Here is a 23,670-nt window from a genome sequence, read left to right as displayed (position 1 = left end):
GGGTGGGGGCCGGGGGGGAGGGGGAGGCCCCCGGGGAGGCGTGTCGGGGGCCCGCCCCCGTATCCCCCGTACGCTGACCGGGTGACGAACTCGCACGCGGAGAACGCGCAGGACGGCCAGGACCGACCGGACGTACCGGGGACACCCGGCGCCCCGGCCGAACCGCGGGCGGCGGATGCCCGCGGGGAGGCGACGGGCGCGGAGCGGCAGGGCGGGGATGCCGCCGGCCCGGGTGGGGGCCCGGAGGGCGGTGGCGGCGGTGCCGGGGACGAGGCCACCCAGCGGCTGGCGAAGGCCGTGCGGGCGGCGGAGCAGGCGCTGATCGAGTTCGAGATCGCGGTGGAGACGTTCCGGATCGAGGTGGAGAACTTCTCCCGGCTGCACCACCAGCGGCTCGGCCCGATGTACGCGCGGCTGGACGAGCTGGACGCGCTGATCGCGGAGGCCGTGGCGATGCGGACCGGTGACCCGGAGGACCTCCGCAAGGCCCGGGAGGCGCGCGCTGCCGTGCTGCCGATGCCGGAGGTGGAAGAGCTGTTCCACGGCTGGCTCGGGTCGGAGGGGCTGTTCCCCGAGGCGCAGGCGATGCTGACGGATCAGCCGGTGCGGCCGCCGACGAAGGTGCGGCCCAGTGAGGAGGCCCGCAAGGTCTACCGCGATCTGGTGCGCCGGGCGCATCCGGACCTGGCGCGGGACGACGCGGAGCGGGCCCGGCGGGACGGGTTCATCGCGCGGGTCAACGCCGCGTACGGGCGGGGCGACGAGGCGGCGCTGCGGGAGCTGGTGCGGGAGTGGGAGGCCGGTCCGGCGCCCGCGGAGCGGCGGCCGACCGAGAGCGAGGAGCTGTACGCGCGGCTGGAGTGGCTGGCCGAGCGGAAGGAGCTGCTGGCGTCCGTCGCGGCGGATCTGGAGACCAGTGCCATCGGCGCGATGATCAAGATGGCGCCGGATGATCCGGACCGGCTGCTGGACGAGATCGCCGAGAAGCTGCTGGCCGATGTGCGGGAGCGCGAGGCGTACCTCGCGCAGCTGGTCGGGTAGCGTCGGGAGCATGCAATTTGGTTCTGTGCCCACGGTCGGTGTCGATGCCCTCGCGTCCGGGGACTTCCTGCTGGACGTACGTGAGGACGACGAGTGGGAGGCCGGTCACGCCGAGGGTGCCCTGCACATCCCGATGAGTGAATTCGTCGCGCGGTACGGGGAGTTCACCGAGGCCGCGCCCGAGGACGGCAGGGTGTTCGTGCTGTGCCGGGTCGGCGGGCGGTCGGCCCAGGTGGCGCAGTACCTGATCCAGCGGGGCATCGACGCGGTGAACGTCGAGGGCGGTATGCAGGCGTGGGAGGCGGCCGGGCGTCCGGTGTCGGACGGCAAGGGCGGCACGGGGACGGTCATCTAGCCGTCAGGCGGTCATCCGGCCGTCGGATGGCTATCTGGCCGTCGCCTCCCCGCGCGCCGGGCATGGCTGCCGCGCCCGGCTGCCCGTGGTGCACCGCTCCGGCGGCGGCGGTCCTCCCCCGGACCTGGTGTGTCGCGTGGGGGCGTCAGCTCGGTGTGTGGGCGGCGAGGAGGTCGCCGAGTGCTTCCTCGTGGGCCGCGGCCGGGCCGAGGGAGAGTTCGAGCTGTTTGGCCCAGGCGTGGTAGCGGTGCAGGGGGTAGTCGGTGTCGGCGCCGAAGCCGCCGTGCAGGTGCTGGGCGGTCTGGACGATGCGGCGGACGCCTTCGGAGGCCCAGATCTTGGCGACGGCGATGTCCGCCTCGGGCGGCAGGGGGCCGGCCGCGCCGGGGGTGAGGCGCCAGGCGGCCTGCCAGAGGGTGGTTTCCATGGCGCGCAGGTCGATGTAGCGGTCGGCGGTCTGCACGGCGACGGCCTGGAAGGTGGCCAGGGGGCGGCCGAATTGTTCGCGGGTGCCGGTGTAGTCGCTGGTCATGGTCAGGACGCGGTCGCCGAGGCCGAGGGCGAGGGCGCAGGTGCCGGTGGTCAGCAGGTTGCGCAGGGTGTCCCAGGCGGCGGGGTCGGTGAGGATTTCCGGGGATTCGGCGGGGACGGCGTCGAGGTGGAGCTCGGCGTGGCGTTCGCCGGTGGTGGAGGTCTGGTCGGCGAGGGTGACGCCGGTGCGGGTCGGCGGGACGAGGGCGAGGACGGTCTGTCCGTCGGGGGTGCGGGCGGGGAGCAGGACGCGGTCCGCGGTGGCGGCCCAGGGGACGGCGGTGTGGGTGCCGTCGAGGGTCCAGCCGGTGTCGCCGCGGCGGGCGGTGGCGGCGAGGGGTGCGGGGTCGTGTCCGGTGCGGCCGGCGGATGCGGTGGTGAGGACGAGGTCGCCGGTGGCGACCCGGGGCAGGATGGCGGCGCGTAGGGCGTCGGTGGCGTGCTGCTGGAGGGTGTGGGCGGCGGCGTAGGTCTCCAGGAGGGGGACGCGGGCGAGGGCGGCGCCGGCTGCGCGCAGGACGAGGCAGAGGGCGAGGGGGTCCAGGCCGGCGCCGCCGTGTTCGGGGGCGAGCGGGAGGCCGAGCAGGTCGGCTCGGGCGAGGGTGCGCCAGAGGGTGCGGTCGAAGTCGTCGGCGACGGGGCCGTGGGTGAGTGCGGGGCTGGGGACGGTGTCGGGGGCGACCGCTGCGAAGACGGTGTGTGCCGCTTCCGCGGCGGCTTGCTGTTCTTCGGTGAAGGTGAAGTCCACTGGTCCGTCCTCCCGCGTGCCGCCGGATTCCGCCGGGTGTGCCTGACAGGGCGTCAAGTTAGAACATGTTGCAGGAATTGGGAACGGTGCGGACGGCGGCGGACGTCGTTCAGCGGTCGAAGTCCAGCTCGACCTTTTCGGTGCCGGGGTGGGACTGGCAGGCCAGCACGTATCCGGCGTCGACCTCGTCGGCTTCCAGGGCGAAGTTGCGGTCCATGCGGACCTCGCCGGAGACGAGGAAGGCGCGGCAGGTGCCGCAGACGCCGCCCTTGCAGGCGTAGGGGGCGTCCGGGCGGTTGCGGAGCACGGCTTCCAGGAGCGATTCGCCGGCGTGGACGGGCCAGGTGCCGGAGCGGCCGTCGAGGGTGGCGGTGACCGTGCTGTGCGCGGGCGCGGTGGCGGTGGTGGCGGGGGCCGTGGCGCCGTCGGCTATGTGGAAGATCTCTTCGTGGATGCGGGTGCGGGGCACACCGAGGGCGCGCAGGGCCCGTTCGGCGCCCTGGACGAGGCCGTGCGGGCCGCAGAGGAACCAGCCGTCGACGGCGGTGGTGGGGAGGAGCGCGGGCAGCAGGGTGCGCAGGCGGTCCTCGTCGAGGCGGCCGGAGGGCAGGCCGGTCTGCCGTTCCTCGCGGGAGAGGACGGTGACGAGCTGGAAGCGCTGCGGGTAGCGGTCCTTGAGGTCGGCGACTTCCTCCAGGAACATCGTGGAGGCGGTGGTGCGGTCGCTGCGGATCAGGCAGAAGTGGGCGCCCGGTTCCCGGTCGAGCAGGGTGGCGGCGATGGAGAGGACCGGGGTGATGCCGCTGCCGCCGACGATGGCCGCGAACCGGCCGGGGCACGGGGTGAGGGTGAAGCGGCCGGCCGGTGCCATGACGTCGACGGTGTCGCCGGCGGTGAGTTCCTTGAGGGCGTAGGTGGAGAACGCGCCGTTCTCGACGAGGCGGATGCCCACGCGGAGTTCGGGGTTGTCGGTGGCCGGGGTGCACACGGAGTAGGTGCGGCGGATTTCCTGGCCGTCGATCGTTCTGCGCAGGGTGATGTGCTGCCCGGGGGTGTGGCGGAAGGCCGTGCGGAGTTCGGGCGGGACGGCGAAGGTGACGGCCACCGCGTCGTCCGTGAGCCGCTCGATCTCCTTCACCCGGAGCGGGTGGAACATCACAACTCCTTGAAGTGGTCGAAGGGTTCGCGACAGGTCTCGCAGCGGCGCAGGGCTTTGCAGGCCGTGGAGGAGAAGCGGCTGAGGAGGGTGGTGTCGGTCGATCCGCAGTGCGGGCAGCGGAGGGTGAGGTCGACGGGGACCGGTCCGGGGCCGGTGGGGCGGGGCGGGGCGATGCCGAACGCGGCGAGTTTGCGGCGGCCCTCGTCGGTGATGGCGTCCGTGGTCCACGGGGGGCTGAGGACGGTGTGGACCTCGACGTGGGGTATGCCGTGGTCGTGCAGGGCGCGTTCTATGTCGGCGGCCATCGTTTCGAGGGCGGGGCAGCCGGTGTAGGTGGGGGTGAGGCAGACCTCGACGCGGTCGGGTGCGGTGAGGCGTACGTCGCGGAGGACGCCGAGTTCGGCGAGGGTGAGGACGGGCAGCTCGGGGTCGGGGACGGCGCCGGCCAGGGCCCGGAGTTCGGCTTCGAGGGCGGTGGTGGTCACCATGTCGCCCCCGGGTGGCTGCGGTGGAGGTGCTGCATTTCGGCGAGGAGCCGGCCGAAGGGTTCGGTGTGGAGTCCCTGGCGTCCGCCGCCGGCGGCCCAGCCGCTGCGCTGCGGTCCTTCGGGGAGGGTGAGGGCGGCCCGTTCCAGGGTGGTGGTGATGCGGGTGGTCCAGGTGGCGCGGAGGTCGTGCCAGGGAACGCTGTCCAGTCCGTCGACGGGGTCGAAGAGTTCGCCGGTGAAGCGCCAGAGGGTGTCCAGGGCGCGCTGCATGCGGGTGTGGCTCTCGGCGGTGCCGTCGCCGAGGCGGACGGTCCATTGTTCGGCGTGGTCGCGGTGGTAGGCGGTCTCCTTGACGGCTTTGGCGGCCAGCGGCGCCAGGTCGGTGTCGCCGGTGGCGAGGTGGCCGTGGAGGAGTTCCTGGTAGGTGGAGAAGTAGAGCTGGCGGGCGATGGTGTGGGCGAAGTCGCCGTTGGGCTGCTCGACGAGCTGGACGTTGCGGAACTGGCGTTCTTCGCGGAGGTAGGCGAGTTCGTCCTCGTCGCCGGCGAGGGAGAGCAGGACGCGGGCCTGGCCGAGGAGGTCGAGGGCGATGTTGGCGAGTGCGACCTCTTCCTCCAGGACGGGGGCGTTGCCGGCCCATTCGCCGAGGCGGTGGGAGAGGATCAGCGCGTCGTCGCCGAGGGGGAGGGCGGGGGTGGCGGTGCGGGGCGTCACAGGTGGTGCACCCCCTCGGGGATGTCGTAGAAGGTCGGGTGGCGGTAGGGCTTGTCGCCGGCCGGTTCGAAGAAGGGGTCCTTCTCGTCGGGGGACGAGGCGGTGATCTGGTCGGAGGGGACGACCCAGAGGGAGACGCCTTCGGAGCGGCGGGTGTAGAGGTCGCGGGCGTTGCGCAGGGCGAGTTGGGCGTCGGGGGCGTGCAGGCTGCCGGCGTGGGTGTGGGAGAGGCCGCGGCGGCTGCGGACGAAGACTTCCCACAGGGGCCAGTCGGGCGGGGTGGCGGGTGCCGGTGGTGCGGGTGCGGCGGCCGGGGCGGTGGGCTCGGTGGGGTGCGCGGTGGTCATCGGGCCGCCTCTTCCTGGTGGGTGCCGGTGCGGGGCGTGCGGGCCGCGTGTCTGGCGGCGTGGGCGGCGGCGGCCTCGCGGACCCAGGCGCCTTCTTCGTGGGCGCGGCGGCGGCGGCCGAGACGTTCGTCGTTGCAGGGGCCGTTGCCCTTGAGGACCTCGCGGAATTCGCTCCAGTCGATGGGGCCGAAGTCCCAGTGGCCGCGTTCCTCGTTCCACCGCAGGTGGGGGTCGGGGAGGGTGAGCCCGAGGGCTTCGGCCTGGGGGACGCAGATGTCGACGAAGCGCTGGCGGAGTTCGTCGTTGGAGTGGCGCTTGATCTTCCAGGCCATGGACTGGGCGGAGTGCGCGGATTCGTCGTCGGGCGGGCCGAACATCATCAGGGAAGGCCACCACCAGCGGTCGACGGCGTCCTGGGCCATGGCGTGCTGGGCGTCGGTGCCGCGGCTGAGGGTGAGCAGGAGCTCGTAGCCCTGGCGCTGGTGGAAGGACTCCTCTTTGCAGACGCGGACCATGGCGCGCGCGTAGGGGCCGTAGGAGCAGCGGCAGAGCGGGACTTGGTTGGTGATCGCGGCGCCGTCCACGAGCCAGCCGATGGCGCCGACGTCGGCCCAGGTCAGGGTGGGGTAGTTGAAGATCGAGGAGTACTTCTGGCGGCCGGTGTGGAGCTTGTCGAGGAGTTCGTCGCGGCCGGCGCCGAGGGTTTCGGCGGCGCTGTAGAGGTAGAGGCCGTGGCCGGCTTCGTCCTGGACCTTGGCCATGAGGATCGCCTTGCGGCGCAGGGACGGTGCGCGGGTGATCCAGTTGGCTTCCGGCTGCATGCCGATGATCTCGGAGTGGGCGTGCTGGGCGATCTGGCGGATCAGTGAGGCGCGGTAGTCCTCCGGCATCCAGTCGCGTGGTTCGATCCGCTCGTCCGCGGCGATGGTGGCGTCGAACAGGGCTTCTTGGTCCGTGTTCTCCGGCGCGATCGTCGTCATGTGGTGCCCCCTCCTCCCGACCGACCGATCGTTCGGTTCAATGGTGGGTGGCCGGACCGCGGGTGTCAAGCCTGTGGATAACCGGCGTGAGGTGTGCGCGGGGCGGCGCCCTAGGTACCGTTCCGGGGCGGAAGCGTCCGCACGAGGACTCGAAACGGGGCGGGAATGCAGTCATACGGGGACGAATCGCGGCCACTGTCCGCGCTGTCGCTGCCCTCGCGCATCGTCATAGGAACGGCGGCCAGCGGCATCGCGGTCGCGGTCCTGATCCATCTCGCGATGATGTTCCTGCACGTCGCGCCGTCGAACACGCTCAGCAGGCAGCAGTCCGCGCTGATCAGCGACTACGTCTACCCGGAGTACGAGCAGAACTGGAAGCTGTTCGCACCCAACCCGCTCCAGCAGAACACCGCCGTCCAGGTCCGCGCCCACCTGCGCGACCAGGACGGCACGGTGCGGACCACCGGCTGGACCGACCTGTCCGCCCGCGACGGCCAGGCCATCCTCCACAACCCGCTGCCCAGCCACACCCAGCAGAACCAGCTCCGCCGCGGCTGGGAACTCCTCTCCGGCACCCTGGACGCGAAGAACACCCCGACCGGCGAGCGCGGCGGGATGTTCGCGCGCTACTTCCGCCGCATCGTGATGCTCCGGATGTCCGGTGAGTGGACCCGCGGCGGCGCCCGGGTCGAGGAGATCCAGCTGCGCGCGCAGACCACCGCGGTGCTCCCCCCGCCGTGGTCCGGCGAGAAGATCAGCGACCGGCCCGTCTACCGCGTCCTGCCCTGGTGGCGGATCACCGCGGGTGATCTCCCCGAGGGGGCGACGAACCAGTGACATCACCGACGCCGCAGCAGCCGCACACCGCCCCCGGGGCCACCGGCGCCCCCGCCGCCACCGAGGAGCCCCCCGCCTACCAGGAGACCCGCATCGAACGCGCCATCGGGCGCGGCTTGGCCCGGGTCAGCGCCCGGGCCCTGGCCCCGTACCAGACCGCGGTCATCCGGATCGGCTTCGCCGGCACCTGGCTGCTGTTCCTGCTCCGCGAATGGCCGAACCGGCAGGAGCTCTACGGACCCGCCGGCCCCTTCGACTTCACCATGGTCCGCCAGCTGCTCACCGGCAACCACGGCTTCTCCCTGCTGCTGTGGTCCGGCAGCGGCGGCTGGTTCGAGTGCGTCTACCTCCTCGCCCTCGCCGCCGCCGCGCTGCTGATGCTCGGCTGGCGCACCCGCACCATGTCGGTGCTGTTCATGGTGGGCGTGCTCTCGCTCCAGAACCGCAGCGTCTTCGTCGGGGACGGCGGCGACAACGTCCTTCACCTGATGTCGATGTACCTCGTGCTGACCCGGTGCGGGCAGGTGTGGTCGCTGGACGCCCGCCGGGCCCGCCGCGCGGCCGCCGCCGGCGTCCCGGACCGCGGCCCGGACTCCCCCCGCGACCTGCCCGGCATCGTGCTGTGGGCGGTCCTCGGCCTGGCGCTCGCCGCGGCCCAGGTGGCCGGCGCGCCCGGACTCACCTGGTTCGGGCACGGCCCGTTCCCGCACATCGGCTGGAGCCTGGCCCTGTGGGGGCTGTGGGCGGCCCACGGCCTGTGGTGGGCGGTGCGCCGCCACGCCCCCGGCGAGCCCCGGACGGTCCTCGACACCCTCACCGTCCTGGCCCACAACGCCGGCCTGCTGGTGATCATGGTCGAGGTGTGCCTCGTCTACGCCACCGCCGGCTGGTACAAGATCCAGGGCTCGCGCTGGCAGGACGGCACCGCCGTCTACTACCCGCTGCACCTGGACTACTTCTCGCCCTGGCCGGGCCTGTCCCAGCTGCTCGGCGGCACCGGCCTGAGCGTCATGCTGATCACCTACGGCACGGTGATCGTGCAGGTCGCCTTCCCGTTCACCGTCTTCAACCGGCGGCTGAAGAACGCCCTGCTGGTCGTGATGGTCTGCGAGCACCTCTCGATCGCGTTCCTGCTGGGCCTGCCGTTCTTCTCCCTGGCGATGATCACCGCCGACCTCGTCTTCCTGCCGACGAACTTCCTGACGTGGTTCGGCGGGCGCTGCTCCGCGCTGCGCCGGCGGTTCCGTCCGGCCGGCGCCCCCGCCCCGGACCGGGCCGCCGGCCGCTCCCCGGCCGAGGCCGCTGCCGGCTCCGGCGGCGATGGCCCTACGCTCGTGGGGTGAGCAGCGAGAACACCGCCCCCGCCGAGCCCCTGCAGTACGACGAGGGGTACGGGCCGAAGATCGGCGCCGGCCCGCACCCGCAGCCCTGGCCGCGGGACGACCGCTACGACCCCGAGCTGCTCGCCCACGGCGACCGCCGCAACGTCGTCGACCGCTACCGCTACTGGACCCGCGAGGCGATCGTCGCCGACCTCGACACCCGGCGCCACGACTTCCACGTGGCCGTGGAGAACTGGAGCCACGACTTCAACATCGGCTCGGTCGTCCGGACCGCCAACGCCTTCCTCGCCAAGGAGGTCCACATCGTCGGGCAGCGCCGCTGGAACCGCCGCGGCGCCATGGTCACCGACCGCTACCAGCACGTCCGCCACCACCCGGACACCGCGGCGCTCACCACATGGGCCGCCGCCGAGGGACTGCCGATCATCGGGATCGACAACCTCCCCGGCTCCGTGCCGCTGGAGACCACCGCGCTGCCCCGCCGCTGCGTGCTGCTCTTCGGGCAGGAGGGCCCGGGCCTGACCGAGCAGGCCCGGGAGCACGCCTCCCTGGTCTGCTCGATCGCCCAGTTCGGCTCGACCCGCTCGATCAACGCCGGGGCCGCCGCGGCCATCGCCATGCACGCCTGGATCGCCCGCCACGCCCGGCTCCAGGAGCTCTGAGGCCGAGGCCCGGGCCGCCGCCCGGGCCCGGTCTCATGCCTCGCGCCGCACCTCCACCGTCCGGAACCGGTTCGCCACGAACGCGCCGTCGCACAGCACCGCGTTGGCCGCCGGATTGCCGCCCGAGCCGTGGAAGTCGGAGAACGCCGCGGTCTGGTTCACGTACACCCCGCCGGTCAGATTCAGCGACAGCTGGGCGCACTCGTCCAGACAGGCGTCCTCGACCAGCCGCTCCACCTCCGGGGAGGTGGTGTACGCGCCGACCGTCATGGCGCCCTTCTCCCGGACCGTGCGGCGCAGCAGCGCCACCGCGTCGGCCGCGGAGTCCACCGCCACCGCGAACGACACCGGGCCGAAGCACTCCGAGAGGTACGCCGCCTCGGAATCGGGCTTCGCCCCGTCGAGCTTGACGATCACCGGGGTGCGGACCGTGGCGTCCGGGAACTCCGGGTTCTTCACCTCGCGGGAGGCCAGTGCCACCTCGCCGAACCCGGACGCGTCCGCGATGCGCGCCGCGACCTGCGGATTGACGATCGCGCCGAGCAGGGCGTTGGCCCGCGCGTCATCGCCCAGCAGACCGCTGACCGCGCCCGCCAGATCGCTGACGACCTCGTCGAACGTCTTCGGGCCGGCGTCCGTGGTGATGCCGTCGCGCGGGATCAGCAGATTCTGCGGGGTGGTGCACATCTGGCCGCTGTAGAGGGACAGCGAGAACGCGAGGTTGGCGAGCATGCCCTTGTAGTTGTCCGTGGACTCGACGACGACGGTGTTCACCCCCGCCTTCTCGGTGTAGACCTGCGCCTGGCGGGCGTGGGTCTCCAGCCAGTCGCCGAACGCGGTCGAACCGGTGTAGTCGATGATCCGGATCTCGGGCCGGACCGCGAGGGTCTTGGCCAGCCCCTCGCCCGGCCGGTCCACCGCCAGGCACACCAGGTCGGCGGGGAAGCCGGCTTCGGCCAGCACCTCCCGGGCCACCCGGACCGTCAGCGCCAGCGGCAGCACCGCCCGCGGATGCGGCTTGACCAGGACCGGATTGCCGGTCGCCAGGGAGGCGAACAGGCCCGGGTAGCCATTCCACGTCGGGAAGGTGTTGCAGCCGATCACCAGGGCCACACCGCGCGGTACGGCCGTGAACGCCTTGGTCAGCTCCAGCGGGTCCCGCTTGCCCTGCGGCTTGGTCCACGCCGTCTCCCGCGGGGTGCGGGTCTGCTCCTCGTAGGCGTACGCCACCGCCTCCAGGCCGCGGTCCTGGGCGTGCGGCCCGCCCGCCTGGAACGCCATCATGAACGCCTGGCCGCTGGTGTGCATCACGGCCTGCGCGAACTCATGGGTGCGCGCACTGATCCGCGCCAGGATCTCCAGGCACACCGCCGCCCGCACCTCAGGACCGGCCTCCCGCCACACCGGCAGCGCGGCCCGCATCGCCGGCAGCAGCACGGAGACGTCCGGATGCGGATAGGTGATGCCCAGCTCCGGCCCGTACGGCGAGACCTCCTCGCCCACCCAGTCGTCCGTACCGGGCTGGTCGAGCGCGAAGCGGGTGCCGCGCAGCGCCTCGAAGGCGGCCAGCCCGTCCTGCGGGGCGCTCTCGCCGTACGCCTTGGGGTGCTCGGGGTGCGGCGACCAGTACGCGCGGGTGCGGATCGCTTCCAGCGCCTTGTCGAGGGTCGGGCGGTGCTTCTCGACCAGCTGCGCTGCGGTCATTTCGGCGGTCATCGATGACCAACTCCTCGTCGGCTGCGCGGAAAGGGAATGAGGGACCGGGAGTGAAGGACTGGGAGTGACACGGCAACGGAGTTAGAGTAACCGAACGATCGGTCGGGGCAAGGGGGCCCGGCGAACCTGTGGAAAACTCGCTCGGGGAGGAACAGCTGCCATGACGGCACTCGGCAACGGCGACACCGTGGCAGTGGTGGGCACCGGCACCATGGGACAGGGGATCGCGCAGGTCGCCCTGGTCGCCGGCCACCGCGTACGGCTCTACGACAGCGTTCCCGGCCGGGCCGGGCAGGCCGCCGTGGCCGTCGTCCGGCGGCTGGACCGGCTGGTGGAGAAAGGCCGGATCCCGGCGGCCGCACGGGACGCGGCCCGCGACCGCCTCTCCCCCGCCGGCACCCTCGGCGACCTCGCCGGTGCCGCCCTGGTCATCGAGGCGATCCTGGAGGAACTCCCCGCCAAACAGGAGCTCTTCCGCGCCCTGGAGGACATCGTCCCGGCGGACTGCCTGCTGGCCACCAACACCTCCTCGCTGTCCGTCACCGCGGTCGCCGGCGGACTCCGCCACCCCGGCCGCTGCCTGGGCATGCACTTCTTCAACCCCGCGCCGCTGCTGCCCCTGGTCGAGGTCGTCAGCGGCGCCGCCACCGACCCCGCGGCGGCCAGCACCGCCTACGACACCGCCGCGGCCTGGGGCAAGACCCCCGTGCGCTGCGCCGACACCCCCGGCTTCCTCGTCAACCGCATCGCCCGCCCCTTCTACGCCGAGGCGCTGCGCCTGCACGAGGAGCGGGCCGCCGACCCCGCCACCCTCGACGCCGTCCTGCGCGAGGGCTGCGGCTTCCGGATGGGCCCCTTCGAGCTCACCGACCTCATCGGCCAGGACGTGAACGAGGCGGTCACCCACTCGGTGTGGAACGCCTTCTTCCAGGACCCGAAGTTCACGCCCTCCCTGGCGCAGCGCCGCCTGGTGGAGGCCGGGCTGCACGGCCGCAAGACGGGACGCGGCTGGTACGACTACGCCGACGGCGCCGCAGCACCCCGGCCGGCGACCGCCGCCCCCTGCCCGGCGCCCGCCTCGGTCACCCTGCACGGGGAGCTGCCCCGGCCCGCCGCGGCGCTGCCCGGGCTGATCGAGGAAGCCGGCATCGAGGTCGTCCGCGCCACCGCACCGGAAGGGGCCGGGGGCTTCCTCCGGCTGCCCGGCGGCGCCGCACTGGCCCTGACCGACGGCGGCCCGGCCACCCGCCGGGAGGACGGCCGGGCCGTCCGCTTCGACCTCGCGCTCGACTACCGGGCGGCGACCCGGATCGCCCTCGCCGCCTCGGCCGCGGCCCCCGGGGCGGACGTGGCCGAGGCCACCGGTCTCTTCCAGGCGCTCGGCAAGCAGGTCAGCGTGGTCGACGACGTCCCCGGCATGATCGCCGCCCGCACGGTCGCGATGATCATCGACTTCGCCGTGGACGCCGCGGCCCGCGGGGTCGCGTCCCCCGGGGACATCGACACCGCGATGCGCCTGGGGGTGAACTACCCCGGCGGCCCCCTGGAATGGGCCGAACGGCTCGGTGCCCCCTGGGTCCGCGATCTGCTGGACTCCCTGCACCGCCACAATGCCGGGGGACGGTACGCACCGTCCTGGGCGCTGCGGCGCCGTGCGGACCTCGAGGAATGGGTGCTCTAATCATGACCATGGCCAAGCGCGACGCCTACACACCCGAGTCGCTGCTCGCGGTCTCCGTCGAGGTGTTCATCGAGCGCGGCTACGACGGCACGTCCATGGAGCACCTCTCCAAAGCGGCCGGCATCTCCAAATCGTCGATCTACCACCACGTGCGCAGCAAGGAAGAACTCCTCCGGCGCGCGATAAGCCGCGCCCTGGGCGGGCTGTTCGGCGTCCTGGAGGAGCCCGGCGCCACGGAGGGCCGGGCGATCGAGCGGCTGGAGTACGTCACCCGGCGCGAGGCCGAGGTCCTGATGGACGAACTCCCCTACGTCACGCTGCTGTTGCGGGTCCGGGGGAACACCGACACCGAGCGGTGGGCCATGGAGCGCCGCCGCGAGTTCGACCACCGGGTCGCCGAACTCCTGAAGGAGGCCGCCGCCGACGGCGACCTCCGGGAGGACGTGGACGTGCGGCTGGCCACCCGCCTGCTCTTCGGGATGATCAACTCCATTGTGGAGTGGTACCGCCCCGGGCGGGGCGACGCCGCCGGCCGCGAGGAGGTCGCGGAGGCCGTGGTGCGGACGGCGTTCGCGGGGCTGCGGAGGGTTTGAGGGGCGGGGGAGGTTTCCCGCCGGGCACCCACCGCCCGTCCACCCGCCCCCGGCACCCGCGCAAGACCCCGGCAGCCCCACCCGGCGAGCCTCCGCCCCAGGCACGCCTCACCCCGCGCCACCCCCGCCCCACCCCTCCTCCAGTCCCAGGTCGGTCTCCTCGAAGACCAGCAGGGTGCGGGTGCTCAGTACCTCCGGTATGGACTGGATCCGGGTCAGGACCAGCTCCCGCAGTTCGCGGTTGTCCTTGGTGTGCACCAGCAGCAGGACGTCGAAATCGCCGCTGACCAGCGCGATGTGGGCGGCCCCGGGCAGCGTGGTGAGCTGCTTGCGCACGGTGCGCCAGGAGTTCTGGACGATCTTCAGGGTGATGTAGGCGGAGGCGCCCTGGCCTGCCCGCTCCTGGTCCACCAGGGCGCTGAAGCCGCGGATCACGCCGTCGTCGAGCAGCCGGTTGATGCGCGCGTACGCGTTGGCGCGGGAGACGTGGACCTGCTCGGCGACGGAGCGTATGGAGGCCCGGCCGTCGGTGCGCAGCAGGCGCAGGATGGCGCGGTCGATGGTGTCGAGCGGGCGGGCGGCCGGAGGCGGTGGGGCGGGCGGGGCCGGCGGCTGTCCCCCCGGGTGGGCCATCTGTTCCTCCGGCATGTGCTCCCGCCTCCCCTTCGTGGACTCCCTGCCTTCATCACAAGCTGTGGAGAACCGTTTGTCCACAGGCTGAACCCGCCTGTAGCCAAAATGCATCAGCGACCGAACAATCGGTAGGGAAGGGCTCACCCGCCCCGACCCGTTGCATCCTGCCCGCGCGTCGCCCGCCCACCACCCCCATGAGGCGCATCGCGCCACCCCTTCGATGACGAGGAGGTGCCCGTCATGACGGTCCTTGAGCAGCCCGGCAGCCCCCGGCACACCAGCGGCCCGGCCGTCCCCCCGCCCGCCTGGCGGCCGCGTGTCGACCCCGCGCCCCTGCTGCCCGACACCGAGCCGTACCGCCTCCTGGGGACGGACGCCGCCCGCCGGCTCGACCCCGGCCTCCTGAAGCGGCTCTACACCGAGCTGGTCCGCGGCCGGCGGTACAACACCCAGGCCACCGCGCTGACCCGGCAGGGCCGGCTCGCGGTCTACCCCTCGTCCACCGGCCAGGAAGCCTGCCAGGTCGCCGCCGCCCTGGCCCTCCAGGAGCAGGACTGGCTCTTCCCCAGCTACCGCGACACCCTCGCCGCCGTGGCCCGGGGCCTGGATCCCGTCCAGGCCCTGACCCTCCTGCGGGGCGACTGGCACACCGGCTACGACCCGCACGAACACCGCATCGCCCCCCTGTGCACCCCCCTGGCCACCCAGCTCCCGCACGCCGTGGGCCTGGCGCACGCCGCCCGCCTCAAGGGCGACGACGTGGTCGCCCTGGCGATGGTCGGCGACGGCGGCACCAGCGAGGGCGACTTCCACGAGGCGCTGAATTTCGCCGCCGTCTGGCAGGCACCGGTCGTCTTCCTCGTGCAGAACAACGGCTTCGCGATCTCCGTCCCGCTCGACAAGCAGACCGCCGCCCCCTCCCTCGCCCACAAGGCGGTCGGCTACGGCATGCCCGGCCGCCTGGTCGACGGCAACGACGCGCCCGCGGTGCACGAGGTCCTCACCGAGGCGGTCCGCCGGGCCCGCGAGGGCGGCGGCCCCACCCTCGTCGAGGCCGTCACCTACCGCCTCGACGCCCACACCAACGCCGACGACGCCACCCGCTACCGCACCGAGGCCGAGGTGGAGACCTGGCGGGCGCACGACCCGATAGCCCTCATGGAGCGCGAGCTGACCGGCCGCGGCCTGCTCACCGACGCGTTCGCCACCGCCACCCGGGACGGCGCCGAGCAGCTCGCCGCCGCCCTCCGGGACCGCATGCACACCGACCCCCCGCTGGACCCGATGGCCCTGTTCGACCACGTCTTCATCCGGCAGACCGGCCAACTGCGCGACCAGGCCGCACAGTTGCGCGCCGAGCTGGACGCCGAGGCCGAAGCGGACGGGACCACCGCGGCCACCCCCGCGCCCGCCCAGGAGGCCCGGCCATGACGACCACCGCCCAGCCCACCGCGCGCAAGCCGGCCACCATGGCTCAGGCGCTCACCCGCGCGCTGCGCGACGCCATGGCCGAGGACCCCACCGTCCACGTGATGGGGGAGGACGTCGGCACCCTGGGCGGCGTCTTCCGGGTCACCGACGGCCTGGCCGCCGAGTTCGGCGCCGACCGGTGCAGCGACACCCCGCTCGCCGAGGCCGGCATCCTCGGCACCGCCGTCGGCATGGCGATGTACGGGCTCCGGCCGGTGGTGGAGATGCAGTTCGACGCGTTCGCCTACCCCGCGTTCGAGCAGCTGGCCAGCCACGTCGCCCGGATGCGCAACCGCACCCGCGGCGCGGTCCCCATGCCGCTGACCATCCGCATCCCCTACGGCGGCGGCATCGGCGGGGTCGAGCACCACAGCGACTCCTCCGAGGCGTACTACCTCGCCACCCCCGGTCTCCAGGTCGTCACGCCGGCGACCGTCGAGGACGCCTACGGCCTGCTGCGCGCGGCCATCGCCTCCGACGACCCGGTCGTCTTCCTCGAACCCAAGCGGCTCTACTGGTCCCGGGCCGACTGGTCACCGGACGCGCCCGCCCCCGTCGCCCCGATAGGCCGCGCCGAGGTCCGCCGCCCCGGCAGCAGCGCCACGCTCCTCACCTACGGGCCGTCCCTGCCGGTCTGCCTGGAGGCCGCCGAGGCCGCCCGCGCCGAGGGGTGGGACCTGGAGGTCGTCGACCTGCGCTCGCTCGTGCCGTTCGACGACGACACGGTCTGCGCGTCGGTGCGGCGCACCGGCCGGGCCGTGGTCGTGCACGAGGCCAACGGCTTCGGAGGCCCCGGCGGCGAGATCGCCGCGCGGGTCACCGAGCGCTGCTTCCACCACCTGGAGGCGCCGGTGCTGCGCGTCACCGGGTTCGACATCCCCTATCCGCCGCCCATGCTGGAGCGCCATCACCTCCCCGGCGTGGACCGGATCCTGGACACCGTCGCCCGCCTCCAGTGGGAGTCGCGCTGGACGGAAGGGCGTGGTGCGTGATGGCCGTGGTGCGTGAGTTCACCCTCCCCGACCTGGGGGAGGGCCTGACCGAAGCGGTGGTCGTGCGCTGGCTGGTCGAGGTCGGCGACGTGGTGGCCGTCGACCAGCCGGTGGTGGAGGTGGAGACCGCCAAGGCGATGGTCGAGGTGCCCTGCCCGTACGGCGGTGTGGTCACCGCCCGGTTCGGCGAGGAGGGCGCCGAGGTCCCGGTGGGGGCGCCGCTGGTGACGGTCGCGGTCGGCGCCGCGCCGGACGCCCTGCCGGGTGCCCGCTCGGAGCCCGGCACCCCGGCCCCCGCCCCCGAGGAGGCGCCGGCCGCGGAGTCGGGGTCGGGGAATGTCCTGGTCGGCTACGGCACGAGCGGTGCGGCGGCCCGGCGCCGCCGGATCCTGCCCGCCGCCCCGGGGCCCGCCGCCGCGGAGACCGCCGCGGCCGCCCGCCCGGCCGGGCCCGCGCCCGCCGCGAGCGGCCCCGCCCGCTCCGTCGCGGACCCCGGCGGCACCCGCACGGTCGCCGTCATCTCCCCGCTGGTGCGCCGCCTCGCCCGGGAGCACGGGGTGGATCTGCGGGAGGTCCGGGGCACCGGGCGGGACGGCCTGATCCTCCGCACGGACGTCGAGTCCGCGGTCCGCGCGCTGGCCGGACGGGCATCCCGGGCCGCGCCGGCCGCCCCCGGCCTCCGTACGGAAGCCGCGGCCGCCGCCCCGGCCCCGGCGGAGGAGCGGATTCCGCTGAAGGGCCTGCGCGGCGCCGCGGCCGAGAAGTTCAGCCGCAGCCGCCGGGAGATCCCGGACGCCACCTGCTGGGTGGACGCCGACGCCACCGAACTCCTCGCCGCCCGCGCGGCGATGAACGTGCCCGGCGCCCCCAAGGTGTCGCTGCTGGCGCTGCTGGCCCGGATCTGCACGGCCGCCCTGGCCCGCTATCCGGAGCTGAACGCCACCGTCGACACCGCGGCCCAGGAGATCGTCCGGCTGCCCGCCGTCCACCTCGGCTTCGCGGCGCAGACCGACCGCGGGCTGGTCGTACCGGTCGTCCGGGACGCCCAGGACCGCACGGCCGAGCAGCTGTCCGCCGAGATGGCCCGGCTCACCGACGCCGCGCGCGCCGGGAAGCTGACGCCCGCCGAGCTGTCGCACGGCACGTTCACGCTCAACAACTACGGCGTCTTCGGCGTCGACGGCTCCACCCCGATCCTCAACCACCCGGAGGCGGCGATGCTCGGCGTCGGCCGGATAGCCCCCAAACCCTGGGTGCACGAGGGCGGGTTGGTGGTGCGGCAGGTGGTCCAGCTGTCGTTCACCTTCGACCACCGGGTGTGCGACGGCGGCACCGCGGGCGGTTTCCTGCGCCATGTCGCCGATTGCGTGGAGCGCCCCGCGCTGCTGCTGCGCAGCCTGTGACGACCGGTGGTGGCGTGCCCGGAGCGGGCGCGGAGATACTCACGGGGTGAGCGAGCACACCGAGTACGACGTGATCGTGCTGGCCGGCGGCGCGGCGCGGCGGCTCGGCGGGGCGGACAAACCCGCCCTGCCGGTCGGCGGCCGGACCCTCCTGGACCGGGTGCTGGCCGCCTGCGCCGGCGCCGCGGTCACCGTCGTCGTCGGGCCCGCGCGCCCCACCGCCCGCCCCGTCGTCCAGGCCCGGGAGGACCCGCCCGGCGGCGGCCCGCTCGCCGCGCTCGACGCCGGGCTGCGGCACACCACCGCCCCCACGGTGCTGCTGCTCTCCGCCGACCTGCCGTTCCTGACGCCCGCCACCGTCCGCGGCCTCCTCGACGCCGCGGCCGGGCCCGGCGGGGCCCGGCCGCGGGACGGTGCGCTGCTGTGCGACGCGGACGGCCGCGACCAGCCGCTGGTCGCCGCCTACCGGTCCGCGCCGCTGCGCCGCGCCCTGGACGGGCTGCGGGCCGGCCACGGCGGCCTCGCCGGCCTGCCGCTGCGCCCCCTGCTGTCCGCACTGGCCCTGGCCCGGGTCCGCAACGCCCCGGCCACCGCCTCGTTCGACTGCGACACCTGGGAGGACCTCGGCACGGCGCGCGCCCGGATCAGGGAGCATGGACACGTGTTGGACGAATGGATCACCGCAGTCAAGGCCGAACTGGACATCGACCTCGATGTCGACACGGCGGCACTCCTCGACCTCGCGCGCGACGCGGCCCATGGTGTGGCCCGTCCGGCCGCGCCGCTGACGACGTTCCTGGTGGGCTACGCGGCGGCCCGGCAGGGCGGCGACGTGGCGGAGCTGGCCCGGCGGGCCGCCGCGCTCGCCGACCGCTGGGCGGCGGAGGCGGCGGCCGAGGAGGCCGCGGCGGCGCGCGCGGCCGGCGGCGGCGCCCCCGGTGGGGAAGCGCAGTCCGCGGAATGACCCGCGGGGAGCACGGCGACCCGTTCGGCGACGAGTTCGCCGACGCCCTCGCGCTGGCCAACGACACCGCGCCGCCCCGCCGCCCGTCCGGCGCCCCCGCGGCCGGTGCGTGCGGCGCCGGCCCGGATCCGCACCCCGGCGCCGCCGCGCCCGGCGGCCCCGGTCCGCAGCGCCCCGCCGGCTCGGCGCCCGGTGACCCGCACGAGAAGACCGGGACCGGCCACCGGGACGCCGCGGCGGACGCGGCCCCGCCCGCCCGCACCGGCGCACCGCGCCCCGCCCACCGCACCACACCGTGGCGGACCGCCCGGGAACGGGCCGCGCACGCCGTGCACGGCCCGCCCGGCCCCGGCACCGCCCCGCTGGACGACGCGCTCGGCCGCACCCTCGCCGCTCCCCTGACCGCCCTCACCGACCTGCCGTCGTTCGACACCTCCGCGATGGACGGCTGGGCGGTCGCCGGACCCGGCCCCTGGCGCGTCGACCGCGTCGCCGCGGACGGCACCGGAACGGACCCGGACCAGGGAATCCTCGCCGGCCGCACCGCCGACGCCGCGCTCTCGGACGGCCACGCGGTCCGCATCGCCACCGGGGCGCGCATCCCCGCCGGCGCCACCGCGGTGCTGCGCAGCGAGCACGGCGAGGTCCTCGAACTCCCCGACGGCCGCGCCCGGTTGTACGCGCCGCGGCCGGTCTCCCCCGGCCAGGACATCCGCCCGCGCGGCCAGGAGTGCCGCACCGGCGATCACCTGCTGCCCGCCGGCGCGGTGGTGACCCCCGCGGTGCTCGGCCTGGCCGCAGCGGCCGGCTACGACGAGCTGTCCGTCCACCCCCGCCCGCGCGTCGAGGTCTTCGTCCTCGGCGACGAACTGCTGCGCAGCGGACGGCCCGGGGGCGGCCGGATCCGCGACGCGCTCGGCCCGATGCTGGTGCCCTGGCTGCGCGCCCTGGGCGCCGAGACGGCACCGCCCCGGCACCTCGCCGATGACGCCGGGCTGCTCCGGGAAAGCCTGGCCGGCTCCACCGCCGACCTGGTCATCACCACCGGCGGGACCGCGGCCGGACCGGTCGACCACCTCCACCCCACCCTCCGCGGGCTGGACGCCGACCTGCTGGTGGACGGGGTGGCGGTGCGCCCCGGCCACCCCATGCTGCTGGCCCGCCTGGCGCCCCGCCGGCACCTCGTCGGTCTCCCCGGCAACCCGCTCGCCGCGGTCTCCGGCCTGCTCACCCTGGCCGAACCGCTGCTCCGCACGCTCGCCGCCCGCCGCCCGGCCGAGCCGTACCGGGTGCCGCTGGCCGCCGCCGTGCAGGGGCATCCGCGCGACACCCGGCTGGTCCCGGTCGCCTACCGCGACGACGACCGGCACGGCCTGGTCGCGGTGCCGCTGCGCTTCCACGGGCCCGCGATGCTGCGCGGGATCGCCGCCGCGGACGCGATGGCGGTCGTCCCGCCGGGCGGCGCGGAGCGCGGTGCCGAGGCCGAACTCCTCGAACTGCCCTGGCCGGCGGGCTGGTCGGCGGGCTGGCCCGCCCCCGACACGGGGTACGACCCCGCCGCCGGCCCGGCCTGACGCCGCTGCCCCGAGGCCCGCCCGCGTGCCGGACGGGCCTCGGGGCGGCGGGGCCGTCACTCCGCCGCGGGCTCCTCGGCCGACACCCGCTGCACGGTGATGAGCCGGTCCGCGGGCCGCAGCGTCGCGGCCTCCGGTTCGGTGTAGTCCAGCAGCCTCCCCCCGCGCAGCACGGCCACCACCAGGTCGCCGCAGGCGCGCGGGGACCGCCCCGCCTCGGACGCCGCCACCGGGCGTTCGACCAGGTCCAGGCCGCTGCCGAAGGTCATCAGCCGTTCCAGGACGGCCCCCGCGCTGGGGCTGGCCATCGCCACCCCCAGCAGCCGGCCCGCCGAGCTGGAGCTGGTGACGACGGTGTCGGCGCCGCTCTGCTTCAGCAGCGGCAGGTTCTCGTCCTCCCGGACCGCCACCACGATGGTCGCGTGCTTGTTGAGCTGGCGTGCGGTGAGCGTCACCAGGGCGGCGGTCTCGTCGCGGTGGGTGGCGACGACCACCTTCGCGGCCCGGGGCAGTTCGGCCCGGCGCAGCGCGTCGGACCGGGTGGCGTCCCCGAGGACCCCGGCCAGTCCGTCGTTGCCCGCCGCGTCCACCGTCGGCTTCTTGGGGTCCACCACCACGATCTTGTGCTTCGGGACGCCCTGGCCGACGAGGGTCTGCACGGCGTGCCGGCCCTTCGTGCCGTACCCGATGACGACGACGTGGTCGCGCATGCGGGACCGCCAGCGATGCACCCGCACCTGGTGCCGGGTGCGCTCGGTGAGCACCTCCAGCGTGGTGCCGACCAGGATGATCAGGAACAGCACGCGCAGCGGGGTGATGACGAAGATGTTGGTCAGCCGCGCACTGTCGCTGACCGGGGTGATGTCGCCGTAGCCCGTGGTCGAGAGGGTCACCGTCGCGTAGTACGCCGCGTCGAGCAGCCCGACCTTTCCGCCGGCGTTGTCGTGGTAGCCGGTGCGGTCGATCCAGACCACGAACGTGGTCAGCGCCAGCACCACCAGGGCCATGACGAGCCGCCGCAGGACCTGCTGGAGCGGCGGTTTCACGCCCTGCGCGGGCAGCACGACGGCCCGTCCGGCCTCCCCCTGCTCCTCCGCCTGCGCACGCGAACGCGACCAGAGCGCCCGCAGGATGGAGACCCTCGTGCTCCCGCGGGACGGCGGGTGCTCCTCCCTCATGCGGCCGGCTCCTCGTGCGCGGCCTGCGGGGTGATCGTCGCTGGACAAGGCATAACCGGTCATCCTCCGGGTTTCGGGCGCCCATGGTCTCCCTCCGGAAGTCTGTCAGGACCCGCGCCCTGTCCGGGCCCCCGGACCCCTCCGGAGAGCGTCGGCGCTCCTGCGCCGCGACGCCCGTGCCCGTCCCCGGCGGGGGCTGCGGCGTGCGCCCGAAAGCCGGCTCGGCGCCCGCCGAATCGGTAGCGTCGAGGACACGTCCCCCACCAGTCGCTCACACCGCTGGAGAACCGCCTTGCGCGACCACACCGTCATCGTCGGCTACGGAACCAAGGGCCGGTCCGCCGTCCAGACCCTGTGCGCCACGGGCCTGGCCCGGGACCGCGTCGTCATCGTCGATCCCAGCTCCAAGGTGGTCGAAGCGGCGGTGGCGGAGGGGTTCACCGGCGTGGTCGGCGACGGGACGCGCAGCGATGTCCTGATGCGGGCCGAGATCCAGCGCGCGCACCAGGTCGTCATCGCCACCCAGCGCGACGACACCGCCGTACTGGTCTCGTTGACCGCCCGTCAGCTCAACAGGGACGCCACGATCGTCGCCGCGGTCCGGGAGGAGGAGAACGCGCCGCTGCTGCGGCAGTCCGGTGCGGACGCGGTGATCACCTCGGCCAGTGCCGCCGGCCGGCTGCTGGGGCTCTCGGTGCACAGCCCCAGCGCGGGCGCCGTCATGGAGGACCTGATCCAGCAGGGCAGCGGCCTGGACCTGGTGGAGCGGCCGGTGGTGAAGGCCGAGGTCGGCAGGTCCGTCCGGGACACCGAGGACCTGGTCGTCTCCGTGCTGCGCGGCCACCGGCTGCTGAGCTTCGACGACCCGGAGGCGAGCCCGCTGCAAACCGCGGACCGCCTGATCACCATCGTCCGGGCCGCCCCGGCCGGAGCACCGGGCGGCTGCGGCCGGCCGCCCGCCAAGCCGACACTGCCCGGTACGGCGGTCTCCGCCATGCGCCCCGCGGACGAGTGACCGGCGGCCGGGCGTGCCGGAGCCGCCCGGTCCCCGGGCGCGGACGGGCCCACCGCCCCGCGCCCGCCCTTTCGCCCCCCGGCCGGACGGCGAGTAGCCTCGCGCCCATGCGAGCGATCACCATCCCCGAACCCGGAGGCCCCGAAGCCCTCGTGTGGGCCGACGTGCCCGATCCGCAGCCCGCCGAGGGCGAGGTCCTGATCGAGGTCGCGGCCAGCGCCGTGAACCGTGCCGACCTCCTCCAGCGCCAGGGCTTCTACGACCCGCCGCCCGGCGCCTCCCCGTACCCGGGCCTGGAGTGCTCGGGGCGGATCGCCGCGGTCGGACCCGGCGTGCACGGCTGGGCGGTCGGCGACGAGGTCTGCGCGCTGCTGGCGGGCGGCGGCTACGCCGAGAAGGTCGCCGTCCCGGCCGGCCAGGTGCTGCCGCTGCCGCCCGGCGTCGACCTCGTCACGGCCGCCGCGCTCCCCGAGGTGGCCTGCACTGTCTGGTCGAACGTCTTCATGATCGCGCACCTGCGGCCCGGCGAGACGCTGCTGGTCCACGGCGGTGCCAGCGGCATCGGCACCATGGCCATCCAGCTCGCCAAGGCGGTCGGCGCGCGGGTCGCGGTCACCGCGGGCGGCCCCGAAAAGCTGGCCCGCTGCGCCGAGTTGGGCGCCGACCTGCTCATCGACTACCGCGAGCAGGACTTCGTCCAGGAGATCCGCAAGGCGACCGACGGCAAGGGCGCGGACGTCATCCTCGACATCATCGGCGCCAAGTACCTCCAGCGGAACGTCAAGGCCCTGGCGGTCGCCGGCCGGCTGGCGATCATCGGGCTACAGGGCGGAGTGAAGGCCGAGCTGAACCTCGCCGCGCTGATCTCCAAGCGCGCCGCGATCACCGGCACCGGTCTGCGGGCCCGTCCGGTGAGCGAGAAGTCGGCCATCGTCGCCGCCGTCCGCGAGCACGTCTGGCCGCTGATCGGCAACGGCCAGGTCCGCCCGATCGTGGACCGGACGCTGCCGATGGCGGAGGCCGCCGAGGGCCACCGGGTACTGGACTCCAGCACCCACTTCGGCAAGGTCATCCTGACCGTCTGAGCCGCCGACCAGGCGCTTTCGGGGGCCCCGGCCCGCCCCCGCCCCTCCCCGTGCCGGCGGATCACCCGGCCGACCTGCCCGAGATGCCGCGGTCATGCCGCCGTGTGACGCTGGGCACGTCACTCGACGGCTCGGCACGGGAGGGGCACCGTGGTCGCTCCA

General features: G+C 74.4%; 22 protein-coding genes and 1 pseudogene. 14 read left to right on the top strand and 9 right to left on the bottom strand.

The features are described 5' to 3' along the window. Positions 1–81 precede the first annotated feature (81 nt). Positions 82–1,041: a J domain-containing protein gene (locus MUU72_RS12320; protein ID WP_248013227.1), complete on the top strand. Its 960-nt coding sequence runs from the start codon at positions 82–84 to the stop codon at positions 1,039–1,041. 10 nt (positions 1,042–1,051) lie between these two features. Continuing rightward, positions 1,052–1,396 carry a rhodanese-like domain-containing protein gene (locus tag MUU72_RS12315; RefSeq protein ID WP_248013226.1) on the top strand — a complete coding sequence of 115 codons (345 nt, stop codon included), beginning with the start codon at positions 1,052–1,054 and terminating at the stop codon, positions 1,394–1,396. A 145-nt stretch (positions 1,397–1,541) separates the two neighbouring features. On the opposite strand, the gene MUU72_RS12310 is transcribed toward MUU72_RS12315, so the two are convergent. The 6 genes from MUU72_RS12310 to paaA all read right to left on the bottom strand — a co-directional run bounded on the left by MUU72_RS12310 (position 1,542) and on the right by paaA (position 6,362). Further along, entirely contained in the window at positions 1,542–2,675 is a 1,134-nt protein-coding gene (locus MUU72_RS12310; protein ID WP_248013225.1) for an acyl-CoA dehydrogenase family protein, read from the bottom strand. Between the two features lie 109 nt (positions 2,676–2,784). Then, entirely contained in the window at positions 2,785–3,831 is a 1,047-nt protein-coding gene (gene paaE, locus MUU72_RS12305) for a 1,2-phenylacetyl-CoA epoxidase subunit PaaE (RefSeq protein ID WP_248013224.1), read from the bottom strand. Continuing rightward, the gene (gene paaD, locus MUU72_RS12300) at positions 3,831–4,322 is read right to left on the bottom strand and encodes a 1,2-phenylacetyl-CoA epoxidase subunit PaaD (protein WP_248013223.1); all 492 of its coding nucleotides are present in this window, start codon (positions 4,320–4,322) and stop codon (positions 3,831–3,833) included. Before paaD ends, paaE begins: the two co-directional genes overlap by 1 nt. After that, positions 4,316–5,035: a 1,2-phenylacetyl-CoA epoxidase subunit PaaC gene (gene paaC / locus MUU72_RS12295; RefSeq protein WP_248013222.1), complete on the bottom strand. Its 720-nt coding sequence runs from the start codon at positions 5,033–5,035 to the stop codon at positions 4,316–4,318. The genes paaD and paaC overlap by 7 nt, the downstream gene beginning before the upstream one ends. Continuing rightward, on the bottom strand, positions 5,032–5,382 hold the full coding sequence (gene paaB / locus MUU72_RS12290) for a 1,2-phenylacetyl-CoA epoxidase subunit PaaB (RefSeq protein ID WP_248013221.1): 351 nt from the start codon (positions 5,380–5,382) through the stop codon (positions 5,032–5,034). The genes paaC and paaB overlap by 4 nt, the downstream gene beginning before the upstream one ends. After that, positions 5,379–6,362, bottom strand: a complete 984-nt coding sequence (paaA, locus tag MUU72_RS12285; RefSeq protein ID WP_248013220.1) for a 1,2-phenylacetyl-CoA epoxidase subunit PaaA — start codon at positions 6,360–6,362, stop codon at positions 5,379–5,381. Before paaA ends, paaB begins: the two co-directional genes overlap by 4 nt. A 165-nt stretch (positions 6,363–6,527) precedes the next feature. Here paaA and MUU72_RS12280 point away from each other — a divergent pair, with 165 nt between their 5' ends. The 3 genes from MUU72_RS12280 to MUU72_RS12270 are packed head-to-tail and all read left to right on the top strand — an operon-like array spanning position 6,528 to position 9,204. Further along, on the top strand, positions 6,528–7,199 hold the full coding sequence (locus MUU72_RS12280; protein ID WP_248013219.1) for a DUF5819 family protein: 672 nt from the start codon (positions 6,528–6,530) through the stop codon (positions 7,197–7,199). Beyond that, positions 7,196–8,542, top strand: coding sequence for an HTTM domain-containing protein (locus tag MUU72_RS12275; RefSeq protein WP_248013218.1), 1,347 nt, complete (start codon positions 7,196–7,198; stop codon positions 8,540–8,542). Before MUU72_RS12280 ends, MUU72_RS12275 begins: the two co-directional genes overlap by 4 nt. Continuing rightward, the gene (locus tag MUU72_RS12270) at positions 8,539–9,204 is read left to right on the top strand and encodes a TrmH family RNA methyltransferase (protein ID WP_248013217.1); all 666 of its coding nucleotides are present in this window, start codon (positions 8,539–8,541) and stop codon (positions 9,202–9,204) included. Before MUU72_RS12275 ends, MUU72_RS12270 begins: the two co-directional genes overlap by 4 nt. 33 nt (positions 9,205–9,237) lie before the next feature. Here the strand turns inward: MUU72_RS12270 and paaN are convergent, their stop codons facing one another. After that, positions 9,238–10,920 carry a phenylacetic acid degradation protein PaaN gene (paaN, locus tag MUU72_RS12265; protein WP_248013216.1) on the bottom strand — a complete coding sequence of 561 codons (1,683 nt, stop codon included), beginning with the start codon at positions 10,918–10,920 and terminating at the stop codon, positions 9,238–9,240. Positions 10,921–11,080: 160 nt separating this feature from the next. On the opposite strand from paaN, the gene MUU72_RS12260 reads away from it, so the two are divergent. Together MUU72_RS12260 and MUU72_RS12255 are read left to right on the top strand one after the other, a co-directional pair. After that, positions 11,081–12,601: a 3-hydroxyacyl-CoA dehydrogenase gene (locus tag MUU72_RS12260; protein WP_248013215.1), complete on the top strand. Its 1,521-nt coding sequence runs from the start codon at positions 11,081–11,083 to the stop codon at positions 12,599–12,601. A 2-nt stretch (positions 12,602–12,603) separates the two neighbouring features. Next, positions 12,604–13,194, top strand: coding sequence for a TetR/AcrR family transcriptional regulator (locus tag MUU72_RS12255; RefSeq protein WP_248013214.1), 591 nt, complete (start codon positions 12,604–12,606; stop codon positions 13,192–13,194). Between the two features lie 108 nt (positions 13,195–13,302). Here the strand turns inward: MUU72_RS12255 and MUU72_RS12250 are convergent, their stop codons facing one another. After that, a complete protein-coding gene (locus tag MUU72_RS12250) occupies positions 13,303–13,842 on the bottom strand; it encodes an Lrp/AsnC family transcriptional regulator (protein WP_248013213.1) in 540 nt (179 codons plus the stop codon). Between the two features lie 225 nt (positions 13,843–14,067). On the opposite strand from MUU72_RS12250, the gene pdhA reads away from it, so the two are divergent. Genes pdhA through MUU72_RS12225 form a run of 5 tightly spaced genes read left to right on the top strand, consistent with a single transcriptional unit; the run spans position 14,068 to position 20,230 of the window. Beyond that, entirely contained in the window at positions 14,068–15,258 is a 1,191-nt protein-coding gene (pdhA, locus tag MUU72_RS12245) for a pyruvate dehydrogenase (acetyl-transferring) E1 component subunit alpha (RefSeq protein ID WP_248013212.1), read from the top strand. Next, positions 15,255–16,289: an alpha-ketoacid dehydrogenase subunit beta gene (locus MUU72_RS12240; RefSeq protein WP_248013211.1), complete on the top strand. Its 1,035-nt coding sequence runs from the start codon at positions 15,255–15,257 to the stop codon at positions 16,287–16,289. Before pdhA ends, MUU72_RS12240 begins: the two co-directional genes overlap by 4 nt. Then, on the top strand, positions 16,289–17,692 hold the full coding sequence (locus tag MUU72_RS12235; protein ID WP_248013210.1) for a dihydrolipoamide acetyltransferase family protein: 1,404 nt from the start codon (positions 16,289–16,291) through the stop codon (positions 17,690–17,692). The genes MUU72_RS12240 and MUU72_RS12235 overlap by 1 nt, the downstream gene beginning before the upstream one ends. A gap of 46 nt (positions 17,693–17,738) precedes the next feature. Next, complete coding sequence (locus tag MUU72_RS12230) at positions 17,739–18,656, top strand: NTP transferase domain-containing protein (RefSeq protein WP_248013209.1); 918 nt, start codon at positions 17,739–17,741, stop codon at positions 18,654–18,656. After that, positions 18,653–20,230 (top strand): molybdopterin molybdotransferase MoeA, encoded by a 1,578-nt coding sequence (locus MUU72_RS12225; protein ID WP_248013208.1) that lies wholly within the window; start codon positions 18,653–18,655, stop codon positions 20,228–20,230. The genes MUU72_RS12230 and MUU72_RS12225 overlap by 4 nt, the downstream gene beginning before the upstream one ends. A gap of 56 nt (positions 20,231–20,286) precedes the next feature. Here MUU72_RS12225 and MUU72_RS12220 read toward each other — a convergent pair whose 3' ends face one another. Further along, a complete protein-coding gene (locus tag MUU72_RS12220; RefSeq protein WP_248013207.1) occupies positions 20,287–21,408 on the bottom strand; it encodes a potassium channel family protein in 1,122 nt (373 codons plus the stop codon). A gap of 268 nt (positions 21,409–21,676) precedes the next feature. Between MUU72_RS12220 and MUU72_RS12215 the strand changes: the two are divergent. Together MUU72_RS12215 and MUU72_RS12210 are read left to right on the top strand one after the other, a co-directional pair. Further along, positions 21,677–22,423 (top strand): annotated as a pseudogene (locus MUU72_RS12215) (potassium channel family protein); the annotation flags it as partial. A gap of 107 nt (positions 22,424–22,530) precedes the next feature. Beyond that, complete coding sequence (locus tag MUU72_RS12210; RefSeq protein ID WP_248013206.1) at positions 22,531–23,508, top strand: NAD(P)H-quinone oxidoreductase; 978 nt, start codon at positions 22,531–22,533, stop codon at positions 23,506–23,508. Positions 23,509–23,670: the final 162 nt, after the last annotated feature.

This window comes from Streptomyces rhizoryzae (assembly GCF_023155275.1).
Lineage (GTDB): Bacteria > Actinomycetota > Actinomycetes > Streptomycetales > Streptomycetaceae > Streptomyces > Streptomyces rhizoryzae.
This window is presented reverse-complemented; position numbering and strand designations above follow the sequence as displayed.